This is a genomic window from Agromyces sp. NPDC058126 (assembly GCF_042884595.1).
Classification (GTDB): domain Bacteria; phylum Actinomycetota; class Actinomycetes; order Actinomycetales; family Microbacteriaceae; genus Agromyces.
Genome location: NZ_JBHVTS010000001.1, coordinates 38,714 through 57,507 on the forward strand (window position 1 = coordinate 38,714; position 18,794 = coordinate 57,507).

17 protein-coding genes are annotated in these 18,794 nt (G+C 72.6%); 11 read left to right on the plus strand and 6 right to left on the minus strand.

All coding sequences use genetic code 11. From position 1 onward, the window contains the following. Positions 1-27: 27 nt before the first annotated feature. The gene (locus ACFVTR_RS00210) at positions 28-774 is read right to left on the minus strand and encodes a cache domain-containing protein (RefSeq protein WP_387033962.1); all 747 of its coding nucleotides are present in this window, start codon (positions 772-774) and stop codon (positions 28-30) included. After that, positions 761-1,525 carry a GntR family transcriptional regulator gene (locus ACFVTR_RS00215; protein ID WP_387033963.1) on the minus strand — a complete coding sequence of 255 codons (765 nt, stop codon included), beginning with the start codon at positions 1,523-1,525 and terminating at the stop codon, positions 761-763. Before ACFVTR_RS00215 ends, ACFVTR_RS00210 begins: the two co-directional genes overlap by 14 nt. A gap of 114 nt (positions 1,526-1,639) precedes the next feature. Here ACFVTR_RS00215 and ACFVTR_RS00220 point away from each other — a divergent pair, with 114 nt between their 5' ends. The 7 genes from ACFVTR_RS00220 to ACFVTR_RS00250 all read left to right on the plus strand — a co-directional run bounded on the left by ACFVTR_RS00220 (position 1,640) and on the right by ACFVTR_RS00250 (position 9,075). Further along, positions 1,640-2,875, plus strand: a complete 1,236-nt coding sequence (locus ACFVTR_RS00220) for a CaiB/BaiF CoA transferase family protein (RefSeq protein ID WP_387033964.1) — start codon at positions 1,640-1,642, stop codon at positions 2,873-2,875. After that, positions 2,872-4,068: an acyl-CoA dehydrogenase family protein gene (locus ACFVTR_RS00225; RefSeq protein WP_376941669.1), complete on the plus strand. Its 1,197-nt coding sequence runs from the start codon at positions 2,872-2,874 to the stop codon at positions 4,066-4,068. The genes ACFVTR_RS00220 and ACFVTR_RS00225 overlap by 4 nt, the downstream gene beginning before the upstream one ends. A 48-nt stretch (positions 4,069-4,116) precedes the next feature. Further along, positions 4,117-5,649 (plus strand): aldehyde dehydrogenase (NADP(+)), encoded by a 1,533-nt coding sequence (locus tag ACFVTR_RS00230; protein ID WP_387033965.1) that lies wholly within the window; start codon positions 4,117-4,119, stop codon positions 5,647-5,649. A gap of 197 nt (positions 5,650-5,846) precedes the next feature. After that, on the plus strand, positions 5,847-6,665 hold the full coding sequence (locus ACFVTR_RS00235; protein WP_387033966.1) for an amino acid ABC transporter substrate-binding protein: 819 nt from the start codon (positions 5,847-5,849) through the stop codon (positions 6,663-6,665). A gap of 116 nt (positions 6,666-6,781) precedes the next feature. Further along, positions 6,782-7,444, plus strand: a complete 663-nt coding sequence (locus ACFVTR_RS00240) for an amino acid ABC transporter permease (RefSeq protein WP_387033967.1) — start codon at positions 6,782-6,784, stop codon at positions 7,442-7,444. Further along, positions 7,431-8,288 carry an amino acid ABC transporter ATP-binding protein gene (locus ACFVTR_RS00245; protein ID WP_387033969.1) on the plus strand — a complete coding sequence of 286 codons (858 nt, stop codon included), beginning with the start codon at positions 7,431-7,433 and terminating at the stop codon, positions 8,286-8,288. The genes ACFVTR_RS00240 and ACFVTR_RS00245 overlap by 14 nt, the downstream gene beginning before the upstream one ends. Positions 8,289-8,325: 37 nt before the next feature. Next, a complete protein-coding gene (locus ACFVTR_RS00250; protein ID WP_387033971.1) occupies positions 8,326-9,075 on the plus strand; it encodes a Pr6Pr family membrane protein in 750 nt (249 codons plus the stop codon). On the opposite strand, the gene ACFVTR_RS00255 is transcribed toward ACFVTR_RS00250, so the two are convergent. The 4 genes from ACFVTR_RS00255 to ACFVTR_RS00270 all read right to left on the minus strand — a co-directional run bounded on the left by ACFVTR_RS00255 (position 8,972) and on the right by ACFVTR_RS00270 (position 14,892). Beyond that, entirely contained in the window at positions 8,972-10,522 is a 1,551-nt protein-coding gene (locus tag ACFVTR_RS00255) for an FAD-dependent oxidoreductase (RefSeq protein ID WP_387033973.1), read from the minus strand. The two genes, ACFVTR_RS00250 and ACFVTR_RS00255, sit on opposite strands and share 104 nt — an antisense overlap. 10 nt (positions 10,523-10,532) lie before the next feature. Then, complete coding sequence (locus ACFVTR_RS00260; RefSeq protein WP_387033974.1) at positions 10,533-11,735, minus strand: aminotransferase class I/II-fold pyridoxal phosphate-dependent enzyme; 1,203 nt, start codon at positions 11,733-11,735, stop codon at positions 10,533-10,535. 128 nt (positions 11,736-11,863) lie between these two features. Continuing rightward, complete coding sequence (locus ACFVTR_RS00265) at positions 11,864-13,306, minus strand: aspartate aminotransferase family protein (protein WP_387033976.1); 1,443 nt, start codon at positions 13,304-13,306, stop codon at positions 11,864-11,866. Positions 13,307-13,326: 20 nt separating this feature from the next. Next, positions 13,327-14,892, minus strand: a complete 1,566-nt coding sequence (locus ACFVTR_RS00270; RefSeq protein WP_387033977.1) for a CoA-acylating methylmalonate-semialdehyde dehydrogenase — start codon at positions 14,890-14,892, stop codon at positions 13,327-13,329. Between the two features lie 102 nt (positions 14,893-14,994). On the opposite strand from ACFVTR_RS00270, the gene ACFVTR_RS00275 reads away from it, so the two are divergent. From ACFVTR_RS00275 to ACFVTR_RS00290, 4 genes are all read left to right on the plus strand, one after another. Next, a complete protein-coding gene (locus ACFVTR_RS00275; protein ID WP_387033979.1) occupies positions 14,995-16,656 on the plus strand; it encodes a PucR family transcriptional regulator in 1,662 nt (553 codons plus the stop codon). Between the two features lie 108 nt (positions 16,657-16,764). Then, complete coding sequence (locus ACFVTR_RS00280; RefSeq protein WP_387033981.1) at positions 16,765-17,217, plus strand: VOC family protein; 453 nt, start codon at positions 16,765-16,767, stop codon at positions 17,215-17,217. A gap of 4 nt (positions 17,218-17,221) precedes the next feature. Continuing rightward, a complete protein-coding gene (locus ACFVTR_RS00285) occupies positions 17,222-17,941 on the plus strand; it encodes a winged helix-turn-helix transcriptional regulator (protein ID WP_387033982.1) in 720 nt (239 codons plus the stop codon). A 108-nt stretch (positions 17,942-18,049) separates the two neighbouring features. Then, a complete protein-coding gene (locus ACFVTR_RS00290) occupies positions 18,050-18,700 on the plus strand; it encodes a hypothetical protein (RefSeq protein ID WP_387033983.1) in 651 nt (216 codons plus the stop codon). The last annotated feature ends 94 nt before the right edge of the window (positions 18,701-18,794 follow it).

Genomic DNA, 18,794 nt, shown 5'->3' on the forward strand with positions numbered 1-18,794 from the left:
GGGATGCTCGGGTTCGGGGTTCCGCCGTCAGCGATCGGCGGAGGCGGGCCCCACGAGCACGCGGAACGGCGTGCCAGGGCAGTCGAGCGAGTTCGGCGCCGAGGCATCCGCCAGCTGGCCGACCTGCAGCGTCGGCTCGGTGGAGAGCACCACCCGGCCGTCGGCGTTCACGAGCGCGAGCGGCACCGGGGCCCCGAGGAACCGGGCGAGGAGCTCCTGTTCGAGCCGCCGGACCGAGATGTCCGCGCCGACGACGCCGACCATGCGCTCGCCGCCCTCCCCGTGCACGGGCATCGTGAGCGTGAGGATGTAGTCGCACGTGCAGAGGTGGTCGACGAACGGGCCCGTCACGTGCGCGTGGCGAGTGGTCGCGGGGATGCGGTACCACTCGAGCGCGCGGAAGTCGCGGAGGTACTCGGTGTAGCCCCGCGTCGAGAGGTCGAGCCGCGTCGGGCCGTCGGTGGAGCCGAGCACGGGGTTGTCGTCGAGCGGCCCGAGCCACCAGGCGAAGTGCACCTCGTGGCCGCGCACGATCTCGCCGTCGGCGATGAACCCCGCCCCGGTGAGCAGTGCGTCGGGCTCGACGAGTCGGGGGATCACGAGGTCGGCGACGGTCTGGTCGAGCTCGGCCGGGCGGACCTCGCCGCCGGAGGCGGAGGAGCGGGCGATCATCGCCTCGATCGGGGTGCGCCAGTCGGCGAGCTGGTCGAAGACCCGCGCGAATACCTCGCCGACGGCGTCGGCGACCGGGGCGAGCTGCTCATTCGTGGTCATCGAGACCGCCTCCGCGTTCGACTCTGGCCTTCGCCGCGAGGAGGCTGGCCGAGAGCGCCGTGACGAGCAGGCCGGCGGCCTCGCGGGCCCGCGCCGGGCGATGGGTCGTGACGGCGCGCACGATGCGGCGGTCGGCCGCGGCCGCCTCGGATCGGGCGGCGTCGTCGTCGAGGCCGATGAGCAGCAGCGGGCCGAACTCGGCCTGCAGACGGATCTGCTCGCGGACGAGCCGGGCCGACTGGCTGAGCACGGCGAGCTCGAGGAAGAAGCCGCCCTGGTTCGTGCGGGCGCTCGCCGCGGTGCTGAAGTCGGCGGCGTCGAGCCAGGCGGCGAGGCGGCTCGCCTCGGGGTCGCTCGCGCGCTCGGCGGCGCGCTCGGCCGCCCCGGCGAGGATCGCGCCGAAGTAGACGGCCATGTCGCTGAGCTCGACCTGGGCGAGCCCGCGCAGCCGCGCGGTGAGCAGCGTGCGGTGCTCGGCGTCGTCGTGCACCACGAAGCTGCCGCCGTCGCGGCCGCGACGCGTCTCGACGAGGCCGGCCTCGCGGAGGATGCCGAGCCCCTCGCGCACGGTGATCAGGGCGACGCCGAACCGTCGGGCGAGCTCGGGCTCGCTCGGCAGGCGCTCGCCGGGGTCGAGCACGCCGAGCACGATGCCGTCGATGAGGCGCTGCGCGACCTGTTCGGCGCGGCCCGCGTCGGCGAGCTGGGCGAACACGGCTTCGCGCGCGCCGGGGCCCACCCTCGATTCCATGCGTTCACGATAGCCGAGCGCGCCCCGGCCGAGTGGCGGCGCGCGCAAAAAAGATTCACTATAGGATGAATGGACGGCGGCCGAACGGCCGGCACATGCGAAGGCGGATGACCCATGCACGAGCGACCCGAGACGACGACCGGCGACGCGCCACGCGGCGCGGCCGGCGGTGCGCCCGGCGGGCCGGATCACGGGGTGCTCGCGGGCCTCCGCGTCGCCGACTTCTCGCGCGTGCTCGCCGGCCCCTACGCGACGATGATGCTCGCCGACTACGGCGCCGACGTCATCAAGATCGAGCCGCCCACCGGCGATGACACCCGGCACTGGAAGCCGCCGGTCGACGCCAACGGCACCGCCACCTACTTCGGCAGCGTCAACCGCAACAAGCGCTCGGTCGCCCTCGACCTCGCGAGCGAGGAGGGCCTCGCCGAGGCCCGGCGCCTGGCCGCTACGGCCGACGTCGTCATCGAGAACTTCCGCCCGGGCGTGATGCGCCGCTTCGGCCTCGACCACGACACCGTGCGCGCGGAGAACCCCCGGGTCGTCTACTGCTCGATCACCGGCTTCGGCGCGGGCGAGGGCGCCGGCCTCGCGGGGTACGACCTCCTCGTGCAGGCCGTCGGCGGCCTCATGTCGATCACCGGCGAGCCCGAGGGCGAACCGTCGAAGGCCGGCGTCGCCCTCGTCGACGTGCTCTGCGCGCAGAACGCGCTCGCCGGCATCCTGCTCGCCCTGCGCGATCGCGACCGCACCGGCGAGGGCGCGCACGTCGAGATCAACCTCATGCAGAGCCTGCTCTCGGCGCTCACCAACCAGGCCGCGTCGACGCTCGTCACCGGCCGCGCCCCGCGCCGGCTCGGCAACCAGCACCCGTCGATCGCGCCGTACGCCGTGTTCCCGGCCGCAGACCGCGACCTCGTCATCGCCGTCGGCAACGACAAGCAGTTCCGCGCGCTCACCGCGATCCTCGGGCTTCCCGGGCTCGCCGACGACGAGCGCTACGCGACCAACGAGGCGCGCGTGGCCCATCGCGAGCACCTCCGCGCCGAGATCGAGGGCGCGCTCGCGGGCGCCCGCGCGGCCGTGTGGGCCGAGCGCTTCAGCGAGGCGGGCGTGCCCGCCGGGCTCGTCAACGACGTCGCCGAGGCGATCGCGTTCGCCGAGTCGCTCGGCCTCGAGCCCGTCGCCGAGACCGACGGCAGCCGCACCGTGGCGAACCCGATCCGGCTCTCCTCGGCCCGCGCCCGCTACCTGACCCCGCCGCCCCGGCTCGACGAGCACGCGGGCGCCGACTGGCACCCCGTGACATCCGACCCCACCGCCGACCCTTCGAAAGGACCCCGCGCATGACCACCGCCCCCAGCATCGACCAGGTCTTCGACTTCGACGCCCTCCTCAGCGAGGAGGAGCGCACCTGGCAGCAGAAGGCGCGCACCTTCGCGCAGGAGCGGCTGCTGCCGGTCATCGAGGAGGACTTCGAGCAGAAGCACTTCCGTCGCGAGTTCGTGAAGGAGCTCGGCGACCTCGGGTTCCTCGGCATGCACCTGAAGGGCTACGGATGCGCCGGGGCCGGCGCCGTCTCGTACGGCCTCGTCTGCCTCGAGCTCGAGGCCGCCGACTCGGGCTGGCGCACCTTCGTGTCGGTGCAGGGCTCGCTCGCGATGAGTGCGATCCACAAGTACGGCTCCGAGGAGCAGAAGAACCGGTGGCTGCCCGGCATGGCCGCGGGCGACCTCGTCGGCTGCTTCGCGCTCACCGAGCCGCAGGGCGGCAGCGACCCCGCCGGCATGACGACGACCGCGCGCCGCGACGGCGACGGCTGGGTCATCGACGGTGCGAAGCGCTGGATCGGGCTCGCCTCGCTCGCCGACGTGGCCGTGGTCTGGGCCAAGGTCGACGACCCCTCCGGCGCGTTCGGCGAGGGCGGCAGCGCGGTGCGCGGGTTCCTCGTGCCGACCTCGACGCCCGGCTTCACGGCGACGCCGATCGACGGCAAGCTGTCGATGCGCGCCTCGGTCCAGTGCGACATCGCGCTCGACGGCGTCCGTGTCGACGGCGACGCGATCCTGCCCGGCGCCCGCGGACTGAGCGGCCCGTTCGGCTGCCTCAACGAGGCCCGCTACGGCATCGTGTGGGGCGCCATGGGCGCCGCGCGCTCGTGCCTCGAGGCCGCGATCGAGCGCTCGACGTCGCGCGAGGTGTTCGGCAAGCCGATCGGCGCGAACCAGCTCATCCAGGCGAAGCTCGCCGACATGTTCCTCGAGGTCGAGAAGGGCATCCTGCTCGCGCTGCACCTCGGCCGGCTCAAGGAGCGCGGTGCCCTGACGCCCGCCCAGATCTCGGTCGGCAAGCTCAACAGCGTGCGCGAGGCGCTCGCGATCGCGCACGAGGCGCGGGCCATCCTCGCCGGCGACGGCATCACGAACGCGTGGCCGGTCATGCGCCACGCAGCCAACCTCGAGTCGGTGCGCACCTACGAGGGCACCGACGAGATCCACCAGCTGATCCTCGGCCGCGAGCTCACGGGGCTCAACGCCTTCTGAGGGTGGCTCGGCAGACGCGAGCGCAGTGACGAACGAGAAGGGTTCACGATGACGAACACGGATGCCACGGGGATCGCCCCGCGCGATGAGCCGGCGACCGGCGGCGACGAGCGGGTCGAACTGTCGGCGGACGCCTCGGTCGAGCTCGCGGTGCGGCTCGCCGGGGCGTCGGGCCTCGGGCGCTCGAGCCGTGCCGAGCGCGGCCGCTGGCTCGGCGCGATCGCCGACGCCGTCGAGGCCCACCGCGACGAGCTCGTCGCCCTCGCGGGCGAGGAGACCCACCTCTCGGCCGCGCGCCTGGGCGGCGAGCTCACCCGCACCTCGACCCAGCTGCGGTTCTTCGCCGGCGTCATCGACGAGGGCTCCTACCTCGAGGCGACGATCGACTCGCCCGACGCCTCGCTCCTGCCGCCGCGACCCGAGCTGCGGCGGATGCTGCGTCCCCTCGGCGTGGTCGGCGTGTTCGCGGCCTCGAACTTCCCGTTCGCGTTCTCGGTGCTCGGCAACGACACCGCCTCGGCGCTCGCCGCGGGCTGCCCGGTCGTCGTGAAGGCGCATCCGGGGCACCCGCGGCTCTCGCGCCGCATCACCGAGGTCGCGCACGAGGCGCTCGCCGCGGCGGACGGGCCCGCGGGCGCGCTCCAGCTCGTCGAGGGCATGGAGGCCGGCCTCGCACTCGTGCAGCACCCGCGGGTCACGGCGGTCGGCTTCACCGGCTCCACCCGCGGCGGCCGCGCCCTCTTCGACCTCGCCGCCGCACGCCCCGAGCCGATCCCGTTCTACGGCGAGCTCGGCTCGCTCAACCCCGTCGTCGTGACCCCGACCGCGGTGTCGGACGCCGGACCGGGCGCCGCGTCGATCGCGGCGGGACTCGCGGGCTCCTTCACCCGCGACGGCGGCCAGTACTGCACGAAACCCGGCCTCGTGTTCGTGCCCGAGGGGTCGGGCGTCGAGGACGCGCTCGTGGCCGCGCTCGGCGACGCCACGCCGCAGCGCCTGCTCACCGAGGGCATCGCGGCGGCGTTCGACCGCGGCTCGGTCGAGCTGGCCGAGCGCGACGACGTCGACCTCGTCTTCGCGGGGGAGCGCGCGGCCGACGTCGCGGCTCCCGTCGTCGTCGCGACGAGCACCGAGGCGTTCGTGGAGGGGCGCGAAGCCTTCCTCGAGGAGTGCTTCGGCCCGCTCACGCTGCTCGTCCGCTACGCCGACGACGCCGGGCTCGGCCGGGCGCTCGCCGTGCTCGAGGGCTCGCTCACCGCGTCGATCCACCACGCGCCCGACGAGGACGTCGCCGACCTCGCCGAGGCGCTCGAATCCGTCGCCGGCCGCATCGTCTTCAACGGCTGGCCGACGGGCGTCGCGATCGCGTGGGGTCAGCACCACGGCGGCGGCTGGCCCGCCACCACCGCCTCGGTGCACACCTCGGTCGGCGCGACCGCGATCCGCCGGTGGCTGGCTCCCGTCGCCTGGCAGGATGCCCCGGCCGCCGTGCTGCCGGCCGAGCTCGCCGACGGCAACCCGCTCGGCGTGCCCCGCCGCGAGGACGGCGTGCTCGTGGTGCCCGCCCCGCCGGTCGAGTAGCGACGAAGGAGCGTCTCGAGATCACCGGACGCGTGGTCCCGAGACGCGCGCTCCTTCGTCGCGCACCACGCGACCGACGAGGAATGGGAATGCAACGCGGGGTAATGCCGTTTCACCTTGCGGCCGGGTCGTGATGGACTCGACCCCATCGTCGCCGCGTACCTGCGGTCGCACCCCTCCCCACGAACGGAGCCCCCATGTCCCGCGCACCCCGTGCCCGCACCCTGCTCGGCCTCGCCGCCGCCTCCCTCGCCGTCGTCGCGCTCGCCGCCTGCTCGTCGAGCGCCCCCGCCGCGAGCGACTCGGCCGCCGGTGACGACGAGTTCGGGCTCGTGAACGCCGGAACCCTGACGGTCGCGACCGAGGGCACCTACCCTCCGTTCACGTTCCACGAGGGCGGCGCGGGCGAGCTCGTCGGCTACGACGTCGAGGTGGCCGAGGCCGTCGCCGACAAGCTGGGCCTCGAGATCACGTTCGAGGAAACCCAGTGGGACGCGATCTTCGCGGGCCTCGACGCGGGCCGCTTCGACGTCATCGCGAACCAGGTCTCGATCAACCCCGAGCGTGAAGAGGACTACCTCTTCTCGACGCCGTACACCGTGTCGCCGAGCGTCGTCGTCGTGAACGAGGGCGACGACTCGATCTCGAGCTTCGAGGATCTGAAGGGCAAGACCACCGCGCAGTCGCTGACGAGCAACTTCTACCAGCTCGCCGTCGACGCCGGCGCGAACGTCGAGGCCGTGGAGGGCTGGGCGCAGGCCGTCGCGCTCCTCGAGCAGGGCCGTGTCGACGCCACGGTCAACGACAAGCTCACCTACCTCGACTACGTGAAGCAGACGCCCGACGCGAAGCTCGCCGTCGTGGCCGAGACCGACCCGAGCGAGAGCGCCCTCACCTTCACGAAGGACAAGACGGCGCTCGTGAAGGCCGTCGACGAGGCGCTCGCCGAACTCCGCGAGGAGGGCGTGCTCGCCGAGCTCGGCGAGAAGTACTTCGGCGAGGACGTCTCCGAGTAGCGCTCACCTGATCGACGGGCGGATGCCGCGTTCCGCCCCTGGTTCGCACGGGGAACACCCCCGGTGGAATCATGGGGTGACGCGGCATCCGCCGTATCTCGGAAGGCGGTGAGGCGATGACCGACTGGCAACTCGTCCTCGACTCGTTCTGGCCACTGCTCTGGGGCGGCCTCAGCGGAACCATTCCGCTCGCGCTGGCCTCGTTCGCGCTCGGGCTCGTGCTCGCGCTCGGCGTCGCGCTCATGCGGATCAGCCGCAACCGGGTGCTGAGCGGCATCGCGAGGTTCTACATCTCGGTGATCCGCGGCACGCCGCTGCTCGTGCAGCTGTTCGTGATCTTCTACGGCATGCCCTCGGTCGGCATCACGATCGACCCGTGGCCGAGCGCGATCATCGCGTTCTCGCTCAACGTCGGCGGCTACGCGGCCGAGGTGATCCGGGCAGCCATCCTCTCGGTGCCGAAGGGCCAGTGGGAGGCCGGCTACACGATCGGCATGTCGTCGGGCACGACGCTCACCCGGCTGATCCTGCCGCAGGCGGCCCGCGTCTCGGTGCCGCCGCTGTCGAACACCTTCATCTCGCTCGTGAAGGACACCTCGCTCGCCTCGCTCATCCTCGTGACCGAGATGTTCCGGGTGGCGCAGGAGATCGCGGCGTTCAGCCGGGAGTTCCTGCTCATCTACATCGAGGCGGCCGTCATCTACTGGCTCTTCTGCCTCGTGCTCTCGAGCGGGCAGAACCTGATCGAGAAGAGATTGGACCGCTATGTCGCCCACTGATCGCGACGGGTCGGCGAACGACGGCGCGGTGAACGGTTCGGATGCCTCGGGCGCCGACCCGCTCGCCCCGGGCCAGACCCCCGACGACAGCGTGCTGCTCGAGGCCAGCGGCATCCGCAAGTCGTTCGGCGACAACGAGGTGCTGCGGTCGATCGACCTCGAGGTGCGCCGCGGCGAGGTCGTCGTGCTCATCGGCCCGAGCGGCTCGGGCAAGACGACCGTGCTGCGCTCGCTGAACGGTCTCGAGACGCCCGACGCCGGCACGGTCGAGGTCGCGGGCGGGCCCTCGCTCGACTTCTCGACGCCGATCTCGAAGGCCGAGCGCTTCGCGCTCCGCGACCGTTCGGCGATGGTGTTCCAGCAGCACAACCTCTTCCCGCACATGACGGTGCTGCAGAACGTCATCGAGGGCCCGGTTCGGGTGCAGAAGGTGCCGAAGGCACATGCCGTGGCCGAGGCATCCGCCCTGCTCGATCGCGTCGGCCTCGCCGAGAAGCGCGACGCCTACCCCTTCGAGCTCTCGGGCGGGCAGCAGCAGCGCGTCGGCATCGTGCGCGCGCTCGCGCTGAAGCCGCAGCTGCTGCTGTTCGACGAGCCGACGAGCGCGCTCGACCCCGAGCTCGTGGGCGAGGTGCTCCAGGTCATCAAGGAGCTCGCCGACGAGGGCTGGACGATGGTCGTCGTCACGCACGAGCTCGGGTTCGCGCGGCAGGCCGCCGACGAGGTGCTCTTCATGGACGGCGGCGTCGTCGTCGAGCGGGGAGCGCCCGAGCAGATCTTCACCGCGCCGCGCGAGGAGCGCACGCGACGGTTCCTGCAGCGCATCCTGCGCCCGCTCGACTGAGGCTCGCGCTGCCGCCGGCGGCGGCTAGCGTGGAGGCATGCCGGGCCCGCGTTCACCGAACGACGCGGGTTCGCCGCGCGCGCGGCGAACGCTGGGCGTCTTCCGGCTCGCGATCGCGGTGCTGGAGATCGTCGCGCTCATCGGCAACTTCGAGTACGTGCTCGGGTTCCGATTCTTCGCGACCGCGAACTTCTTCAGCTACTTCACGGTGCAGTCGGCGTTCCTCGCGGTCGTGACGCTCGGCATCGCCGGCGGGTTCGCGCTCGCCGCGCCGCGCGACCCGCCCTGGCTCGGGGTGCTGCGCACGATGGTGACCGTGTACGTGCTGGTGTCGGGCATCGTGTTCGGCATCATCGTCGCCCAGGCGTCGACGCGCGACTACCGCGTCGACGTGCCCTGGTCGGACACCCTGCTCCATTTCGTCGTGCCGGCGCTCGCCGTCATCGCCTGGACGGCCGACAGCATCATGGCGGTGAACCCGCGGGTGCCGTGGTCGACGGTCGGCTGGGTGCTCGTCTACCCCACGGTGTGGCTCGGCTACACGCTCGCCCGCGGCGCCGACCTCGGGTGGTACCCGTACTTCTTCCTCGACGAGGCGCAGGTGGGCGGCCCGGTCGGCGTCGCGCTCTACTGCGCGCTCGTGCTCGTCATCTTCGTGACGCTGACCGCCGGCCTCGTCGCCGTCAACCGGTGGCTGTGGCGAAGGGCACGAGATCGGCGAGTACGGCCTCCCGGAACGCCGCGTCGTCGAGCGCCTCGAGACGTTCGGCCTGCGTCGCGGCGATGAGCCCGACGAGCACGGGCTCGCCGTCGGGTGCTCCCGCGTCGAGCCAGGCGGCGACGCTCGGCGTCTCGCCGACGACGGTCAGCACCGCGACGGATGCCTCGGCCCCGGTGTCGCCGGCGTCGCCGGCCTCGTTCGCGGGGCGCCAGAACGCCTCCTCGAAGCGCAGCCACACCGTGTCGACGAGCCCGACGCCGAGGCGCGAGATCGCCCGCTGGTGCAGGAGCGGCAGGGCGGGGGAGAACTGCAGCGTGTCGGTCTTCAGCACTCCGAGCGGCACGGTGACGACGACCCGGTCGACCGTGAGCGACTCGCCCGAGTCGAGGCGCAGGCTCACCCGGCGCTCGTCGTAGGCGATGCGGGTGACGACGCTCATGACGGCGATGTCGAGCGCGTCGGCGTCGGCGTCGAGGGCGCCGGCGAGGCCGCGGGCGAGCGCCGGCGCGGTCGACGAGGGCGCGTCGGGATCGGCGCCGGTCGCGGGGCCGGCGGCAACCGCACCCCGGCCGAGCTCGGCGAGGGCGGCGACGCGGTTCGCGGTCGCGCCCGTCTCGACCCCGACCCCGCTCGTCACCGAATGGGCGAGCCAGGCCGCGGGCGAGACGCCCGTCGCGTCGGGCTCGTTCGAGAGAGAGGCGGTCGTGCCCGACTCGACGAGCGCGGTCGCGAGCGAGAGCTCACCGACCCGAGCCCCGGTCTGGGCGGCGGCCCACGCCTGCGCCGCGGCGATCGCGTCGGGGCCGGTCGTCGGGATCGCCACCGTCGTACCGTCCGCAGTGCGCGCGTCCGCGGGAGCGGCGATCGGCAGCAGCTCGACGGAGTCGGGCAGCGCTGCCTGCAGCACGGCGCTGCCGACGACGAGCGCGCCGAGCTCGATGGGGCCGTCGAAGCCGTCGGCGTCGACGGTGTCGATGCGCCCGCCGATGCGGTCCCTGGCTTCGATGACGACGACCTCGAGATCGCGCTCGGCGAGCTCGCGAGCGGCGGTGAGCCCCGCGAGCCCGGCGCCGATCACGGCGACGCGTTCGCCGGGCTCCGCGAGCTCGAGCACGAGGGACGCCGCGTGCGCGCCCGAGCTGCGGGCGCCCTGCAGGGTGCCCGGCGCCGCGGTGTCGCAGGCCTCGCCCGCGAAGAACACCCGTCCGGCGACGGGCTGCGCGAGTGCCTCGCGCAGCTCGTCGGGGCCGCCCGCCGCGTCGAAGGTGAACGCACCGCGGGCGAAGGGGTCGGCGCCCCAGCGCGATCGGCGCAACCCGAGCGGTTCGGGCACGGGCGAGGGCGTCGGCGCGGGGGAGGGCGTCGGGGAGGTGGTCGGACTCCCGGTCGGCGGCGGGCTCGGGGTCGGCTGCGGTTCGGTGCAACTCGCGAGCACGACGGTCGCGAGGCCGGAGAAGGAGGCGGCGAGGAACGTTCGCCGGGCCATGCCGCCGGGCGTCGCCCGTGAGTCCATGTGGTTCAGGCTAGCCGACGCCCGCGGCGGCGTACGCGGCGGCGAAGCGCGGGAGGGACGCCTCGATCGTCTCCAACGTGGCGGTCAGCGAGATGCGGAAGTACCCGGGTGTCTCGAACATGCGCCCCGGCAGCACGAGCACGCCCTCGCGGTCGAGCAGCCGGGCGAACTCCGCGTCGTCGGCGAGCGGAGACTCGGGGAACAGGTAGAAGGTGCCCTCGGGCACGGCGACGCGGTACCCGAGCTCGCGGAGCGCCGCCACCATGACGTCGCGCTTGCGCTGGAACAGGGCGAGGTCGAAGCGCAACTGCTCGAGCCGGGGCAGCGCGTACTGCATCGACGCGTTCGGGAACAGCCATCCGCCGGTGATCTGCACGGTCTCGACGGCGCTGCGGATCTCGTCGCGGGCCGCGGCCGGCATCGTCGGCGGCACGGCGAGGTAGCCGATGCGCTCGCCCGGTGAGAGCAGGGTCTTGCCGTAGCTGTAGGCCAGGAAGCTCCACGGGTAGAACTCGACGGGGCTGCGGAAGCGCACCCCGTCGTACACGATGCGGTTGTAGGCCTCGTCGGAGACGAGGTGGATGCGACGTCCGTGCAGTGCGGAACGGTCGTCGAGCAGCGCGGCGAGGCGCTCGAGGAGAGCCGGCGGGTAGACGCGCCCCGTCGGATTGTTCGGGCTGTTCACGATGACGACACGCGTGCGCGGCGTGATCGCCGCGGCGATCGCCTCGAGGTCGAGATCGAAGGTGCGCCGGTCGATCGGGACCTTCACGGGAACCATGCCCGCCTCGAGGATGAGCCCCTCGTAGAGGAACCAGGGCGGCAGGCTGTACACGACCTCGTCGCCCGGGTCGCCGACGACCTTCAACGCGGCCGAGATCGCCGCGAAGCCGCCCGTCGTGAGATGGACGTCGTCGGGTTCGAACGGGATGCCGAGGTGCGCGCGCATCGAGTCGGTCGCGGCTCGGATGGCCGCCGGGTCGCCGAAGTTGTAGGCGAACCACAGCTCGTGCTGCGGAACCGTCGCGTCGCGGAGGATCTCGACGTACTCGGCCGAGGGCGGGTCGTGCGGGTCGCCGAAGGTGAAATCGAGCACGCCGGGCTCATGCCGTCGTCGCTCGTAGCCCGACAAGCGGTAGAAATCGTAGAGCATCTGGAACGGCGTCGCCGCGGCGACGGTCTCCACGCGGTTCGAGATGTGACGGTCGTCCATGAGCGCTTCCCCCGATCCGGGCGCGCCGTCGGCACGGCGGCCCGTGAACGACGCCCATGGTACTCCGCACGAAAGGCCCGGGCCTCGGGGCGGACCCCGAGGCCCGGGCCTCTGCGACGCCGGTGCGCTCAGCCGGCGGTGACGTACCCGTCGGCGACCGTGAGCGCCTCGTCGATGATGTCGAGGCCGCGCACGAGCTCCTCCTCCGAGATGACGAGCGGCGGGGCGACGTGCATGCGGTTGAAGTGCACGAACGGCCAGAGGCCGGCCTGCTTGCAGGCGGCGGCCACCGCGCCCATGGGCGCCGCGTCGGCGCCCGAGGCGTTGAACGGCACGAGCGGCTCGCGCGTCGAGGCATCCTTCACGAGCTCGATCGCCCAGAACAGGCCGATGCCGCGCACCTCGCCGACCGAGGGGTGCTTCGCGGCGATCTCGCGGAGGCGGGGGCCGACCACGCGCTCGCCGAGGTCGCGCACGCGCTCGAGGATGCCGTCGCGCTCGAACACCTCGAACGTCGCGACGCCCGGAGCGCACGCGAGCGGGTGGCCCGAGTAGGTCAGGCCGCCCATGAAGGCCACGGTGTCGAAGTGCGAGGCGATCTTCTGCGAGATCACGACGCCGCCGAGCGGCGCGTACCCCGAGTTGACGCCCTTCGCGAAGGTGATGAGGTCGGGGGTGACGCCGAAGTGGTTCACCGCGAACCACTCGCCGATGCGGCCGAAGCCGACCATGACCTCGTCGGCGATGTAGACGATGCCGTACTTGTCGCAGAGCGCGCGCACGCCCTCGAGGTAGCCGGGCGGCGGCACGAGCACGCCGTTCGTGCCGACGACCGTCTCGAGGATGACCGCGGCGACGGTCGACGCGCCCTCGAGCACGATGACCTGCTCGAGGTGGGCGAGCGCGCGCTGCGCCTCCTCCTCGGGCGTGGTCGAGCCCCAGGCGGAGCGGTACTCGTACGGTCCGAAGAAGTGCGCGACCGAGCCGTCGGAGGGTTCGTTCGCCCAGCGGCGCGGGTCGCCCGTGAGCGAGATCGCCGTCGCGGTGCCGCCGTGGTAGCTGCGGTACATCGAGAGCACCTTGCGGCGGCCCGTCACGGCGCGCGCCATGCGCACCGCGTACTCGTTGGCGTCGGCGCCGCCGTTGGTGAAGAAGACCTTGTCGAGGTCGCCGGGGGCGACCTCGGCGATGCGGCGGGCGAGCTCGCCGCGTACGTCGGACGCCATCGAGGGCTGGATCGTCGCGAGACGTCCGGCCTGCTGCTGGATGGCGGCGACGAGGTCGGGGTGCTGGTGCCCGAGGTTCAGGTTCACGAGCTGCGACGAGAAGTCGAGGTACGCGTTGCCCTGGTAGTCCCAGAACGTCGCGCCCTCGCCCGCGGCGATCGGCAGCGGGTCGATGAGGGCCTGCGCGCTCCAGGAGTGGAAGACGTGGGCCCGGTCGTCGGCGCGCACCTGCGCGTCGGCCGCGGCGTCGGGCAGCGCGCGCACGGCGCCGTGGCGGTCGGTGTAGACCGCCTCGGTGCCGGCTGCGAGCTCGTCGCCGGTGACGTCGGTGATGGTGTCGGTCATGTCGGAGTCTCCTCGCCGGGTCAGTGGTTCTGGGGGAAGCCCAGGTTGATGCCGGCGTGCGCGCGGTCGCTGCGCGTGGCCGGGTCGAGCCAGCGGCTCGTGATGGCCTTCTCGCGGGTGAAGAAGTCGAAGCCGTGCGTGCCGTAGGCCTTCGAGTCGCCGAACAGCGACTGCTTCCATCCGCCGAACGAGTGATAGGCGACCGGCACGGGGATCGGCACGTTGATGCCGATCATGCCGACCTGCACCTCGTTCTGGAAGCGCCGGGCCGCGCCGCCGTCGTTCGTGAAGATCGCGGTGCCGTTGCCGAACTGGCCGGAGTTGATGAGGTCGAGGCCCTCGTCGTACGACTGCACGCGCACGATCGAGAGCACCGGGCCGAAGATCTCCTCGGTGTACGCCCGCGAGGTGGTCGGCACATCGTCGATCAGGGTCGGGCCGAAGAAGAAGCCGTCCTCGTGGCCGTCGACGGTGAAGCCGCGGCCGTCGACGACGATCTTGGCGCCGTCGGCCTCGGCGATGTCGACGTACGAGGCGACCTTGTCGCGGTGCACGTCGGTGATCAGCGGGCCCATGTCGGGTTCGACGCCGTCGACGCCCGCGCCGTTGCCGATCTTCAGCTCGGCGATGCGCTCGGTGATCTTGGTGATCAGCTCGTCGGCGACGGGCTCGACGGCCAGCACGACGGAGATCGCCATGCAGCGCTCGCCGGCTGCGCCGTAGCCGGCGTTCACGGCCTGGTCGGCGACGAGGTCGAGGTCGGCGTCGGGGAGCACCAGCATGTGGTTCTTCGCGCCGCCGAGGGCCTGGACGCGCTTGCCGTGCTTCGAGGCGGTCTCGTAGATGTACTGCGCGATCGGGGTCGAGCCGACGAACGAGATCGACTGCACGACGGGCGAGGTGAGCAGGCCGTCGACGGCGAGCTTGTCGCCCTGCAGGACGGTGAACACGCCGTCGGGGAGACCGGCCTCCTTCCACAGCTCCGCGAGCCAGAGCGCCGCCGAGGGGTCCTTCTCGCTCGGCTTCAGGACGACGGCGTTGCCGGCGGCGATCGCGATGGGGAAGAACCACATCGGCACCATCGCCGGGAAGTTGAAGGGGCTGATGATGCCGACCACGCCGAGCGGCTGCTTCAGCGAGTAGACGTCGATGCCCGAGGAGGCGTTCTCGGAGAACGCGCCCTTGATCAGGTGGGGGAACCCGGTGGCGAGTTCGACGACCTCCTGGCCGCGGAGGATCTCGCCCATGGCGTCGGAGAGCACCTTGCCGTGCTCGGCGGTGATGATCGCGGCGAGCTCGCCCTTGCGCGAGTTGAGCAGCTCGCGGAACGCGAACAGCACGGACTGGCGCTTCGCGATCGAGTAGCCGCTCCACACCTCGAAGCCGGCCTGCGCCGACGCGATCGCCGCGTCGATCTCGGCCTGGTCGGCCAGCCCGACCTCGGCCTGCACCGCGCCGGTGGCGGGGTTGTAGACCGGTGCGGTGCGGCCGGAGCCCGACGCGCGCAGTGCGCCGTCGATCCAGTGCCCGATCGCCGGCACTTCGGGGCTCGAGGTGGGCGACGTCGCGGTCTCGGTGATACTCATGGCAGGTCCTTCCGGGCGGTGCATCAGGGCGTTCAGACAGAATGGCCGACGCTCGACTAAGCTTCTGTTTCCCAGTGTTGCAGAGGCGAAGAGAGCGAAGCGGTGCCAGATCGTCGCGAAGATGAGCCGATCCGAACGGATCGTCCGGCCAGCCCGAACGGGGCGCAGGCGGGTGCGTCCGGCGACGGTGCGGCGCTGCCGACGGTGCGCGAGATCCTCGCGCTGCCGGCCGTCGCCGCAGGGGTGCCCGAGGTGCTCTCGGGCGATGACGGCGCCCTCGACGCCCGGGTGCGCTGGGTGCACGTCTCCGACAGCGCGGGCGTCGCCCGGCTCCTCGACGGCGGCGAGCTGCTGCTGTCGACCGGCTCGGGCTGGCCGACCGACCCCGACGAGCTCCACGACTTCGTCTCCGGCCTCGTCGACGCGGGCCTCGCCGGCCTCGTGCTCGAGCTCGGCGTGCACTACCGATACGTGCCCGCCGTCGTCGAGCAGGCCGCGCGCGAGCGCGGGCTCGCGCTCGTCGCGCTCCACCGCGAGGTGAAGTTCGTCACGCTGACCGAGGCGGTGCACAGCCGCATCATCTCCGAGCAGACGGCCGCACTCCGCGCCCGCGACGAGGTGCATGAGCGATTCACCGCGCTGAGCCTGCGCGGTTCGCCTGCCGACTACATCGTCGCGCAGCTCGCGCAGACCCTCGGGTCGCCGGTCGTGCTCGAGAACCTCGCCTACGAGGTCGTCGCCGCCGAGGTGCCCGCGGGAGCCGAGGAGGCGCTCCTCGCGAACTGGGAGCAGCGCTCGCGTCAGGCGCACCGCGACCCCGACGAGTGGCTGATCGTGCCGGTCGAGGCCCGGGGCATCCGGTGGGGCCACCTCATCGCGCTGCCCGGTCCGGCGCATCCGGCAGGCCGGACCGGCGTGCTCGAGCAGGGCGCGATCGCGCTCGCGCTCGGCCGTCTCGCCGACGGCGACGACGCCGACGAGTGGGTGCGCGCCGGGCGGCAGCGGCTCATCGACGGCCTGCTCGAGGGGCGGTTCGCCGGTCTGCCCGCGGCGGCGGCGCGCCTCGGCGCCGCCGGCCTGCCGGTCGAGGGCGCGACGCTCCACGGCCTCGTCGTCACGGGCGCGCCGGTGACGGCGGCGCGGGCGGATGCCGCGGCGAAGGCGTTCGGCGGCCGGGCCCTCGCCGGGGCGGCGCCCGGCTGGTCGCGGCAGACTCAGGCGAGCGTCGTGCTGCTGTCGCTGCCGGCCGGGGCGTCGTTCGCTGATGCGACCGCACGCGAGTTCGCGCGGGCGCTGATCGTCGACGAGGCGTCCGCCGACCACGTGGTGCTCTCGATCGGGCAGTCGGCCTCGGGCCTCGACGGGTTGCTCGGCTCGGTGCAGGAGGCGATCGACCTTGCGCGCGCGCCCGGTGCGCGGGCGCGGCGCGGCCTCGCGATCCGCCGGGCGGAGGACCGCCCGCTGATCAGGCTCGTGACCTCGCTGCGCGACGACCACCGGCTGCTGCGGCACAGCGAGCAGATGCTCGCGCCGCTCATCGAGTACGACCTCGCCCGCGGCGGCGACCTGCTCGACGTGCTCGGCGCGACGCTCGCGCACCCCGGCAACCGCACGGCGGCCGCGGGGGCGTCGCACCTGTCGAGGTCGGTGTTCTACCAGCGCCTGTCGCTCATCGGCCAGCTCCTCGGCGTCGACCTCGACGACGGCGAGACGCTCACGGCGCTGCACCTCGCGCTGCTCGTGCGGCGGAGCGCCCTGCGCTGACCGCGTCGGAGAATCTGCTCACTTGCTATTGACAAGTGAACTTGCAAAGAGCAAGCTGGGGTTCGCAAGCACCCGAACACGACCACTGACGATCCCTCGGAGGCGATCATGACCGCGACCAGCATCTTCGTGAACCTGCCCACCAACGACCTCGACCGCTCGAAGGCGTTCTACGAGGCCCTCGGGTTCACCATCAACCCTCTCTTCACCGACGAGAACGCCGCCTGCGTGGTGTTCAGCGAGAACATCTACTTCATGGTGCTCACCCGCGAGTACCTCGGCACCTTCACCGACAAGCAGATCATCGACACGAAGACCCACGCGCAGGCGCTCATCGCGCTCAGCCGCGAGTCGCGCGACGAGGTCGACGCGGTGCTCGCGAAGGGCCTCGCCGCCGGCGGCACCGAGCCCCGCGACGCGCAGGATTACGGCTTCATGTACTCGCGCGACCTCGAAGACCCCGACGGCAACGTGCTCGAGTTCCTCTTCATGGACCAGGCCGCCGCCGAGCAGGGCCCCGAGGCCTACCTGGCCGACCAGGCGCAGTCCGCCACGGCCTGACCGCATGGCGACACGTGGCGCGCGCGGCTTCGGCCAGTACGGCGGAGCCGCCCGCGCGCTCGAGCGGGTCGGGGATCGATGGGCGCTGCTCATCATCCGCGACCTGCTCGTCGGCGCGCGCCGGTACGGCGATCTGAAGGCCGGGCTGCCGCGCATCCCCACGAACATCCTCAGCGACCGGCTGAAGGAGCTGCAGGAGGCGGGCGTGCTGCGCCGCGTGCCGAGCGTGCGCGGCGGCTACGAGCTCACCGAGCTCGGCCGCGGCCTCGAACCCGTCGTCGTCGCGCTCGAGCGCTGGGGGTGGTCGCTGCTCGGAGAACCCGGCGACGGCGAGACGATGAGCGCCGATTCCATCGCCTTCGCGCTGCGCGCGGCGTTCCGGCCGGATGCCGCGGCGTCGATGCCGCCCACCGAGTACGTGCTGCACGTGGTCGACGAGGCGGCGCCCGTCTCGGTCTCGGCGATCGTCATCGGCCCGACGCTCGACGTCGCCCCGGTCGGCCCGGGCGCGCTGCCCCAGCCGCGCCGGTCGGCGCTCGAGCCCGTGCCCCAGGCGGTGCTCGAGCTCGAGCTCGCACCGGGCGGCCTTCGCGCGCTGCTCGACGGCGGGGCATCCGCAGCCTCGTCCGCCGGCGACGCCGAGCTGCTGGCGCGGTTCACCGCGACCTTCCGCATCGCGCCGTCGGGCCCCGCGCCCGGTGCGGTCGACGCAGCGGTCGCCTGAGCGCGCTGCGGACGTTATCGAAGCGATACCGGTCGATGCTGCCGTTGCGCGTCGTTCGATCGCTACCGTGAAGCAGGCGGTTCCCCCGCACGACCTGAAGGAGTGCCCATGTCACGGAGCCGCTTGCTCACCTCTTCGCCGATCGCCCTCGGTATCGCCGCGATCGCCGTGCTCGCCCTCGCCGGCTGCGCCGCACCCGGCGAAGCGGCGGTCGAGGAGACGGCGAACACCGCGCCCTCGGCGGAGCCGACACCGGTCGAGACGCAGCCGGCAACGCCGTCGGCCGCGCCCGTCGACCCGGCCGACGTGACCACCTGGGTCATCACCGCCGATGCGGTCGGGCCGCTCGCGCGCGGTGCCGATGCCGCCGAGGCGATCGCCGGGCTCCCGGCGTTCGAAGCCGACGAGTGGTGCCCGGGGGTGTTCGGACTCGGCCAGGAGGGCAGCGCGCAGGTCACCGTCACCGTGCTCGACGACGGGACGATCGGCGGCGTATGGGTGAGCGGCCGCGACTCAGGAGACGGCACGCCGCCCGCCGCGCCGTCGACCGAAGCCGGGATCTCCCTGGGCGCGACGATGGAGGAGCTCGCTGCGAGCTACTCCGAGCTGATGCCGACGAACCAGCCCGGCCCGATCACGTTCGGGTACGCCGTCGGCGACGACGACGAGGGCTATGTCAACTTCCTCGTCGACGACGGAGTGGTCGTCACGATGGGCGTGCAGGATCGCGCGGCCGTGCCCAAGGAACTCTGCGGCTGACCCGCGCCGGCCCCTGCGCCTCACACACCGCAGCCTCGGAGACCTGCACGGAATCGGATGAGAATCCGGCAGATGCCCCGAGGGCTGCGGTGAT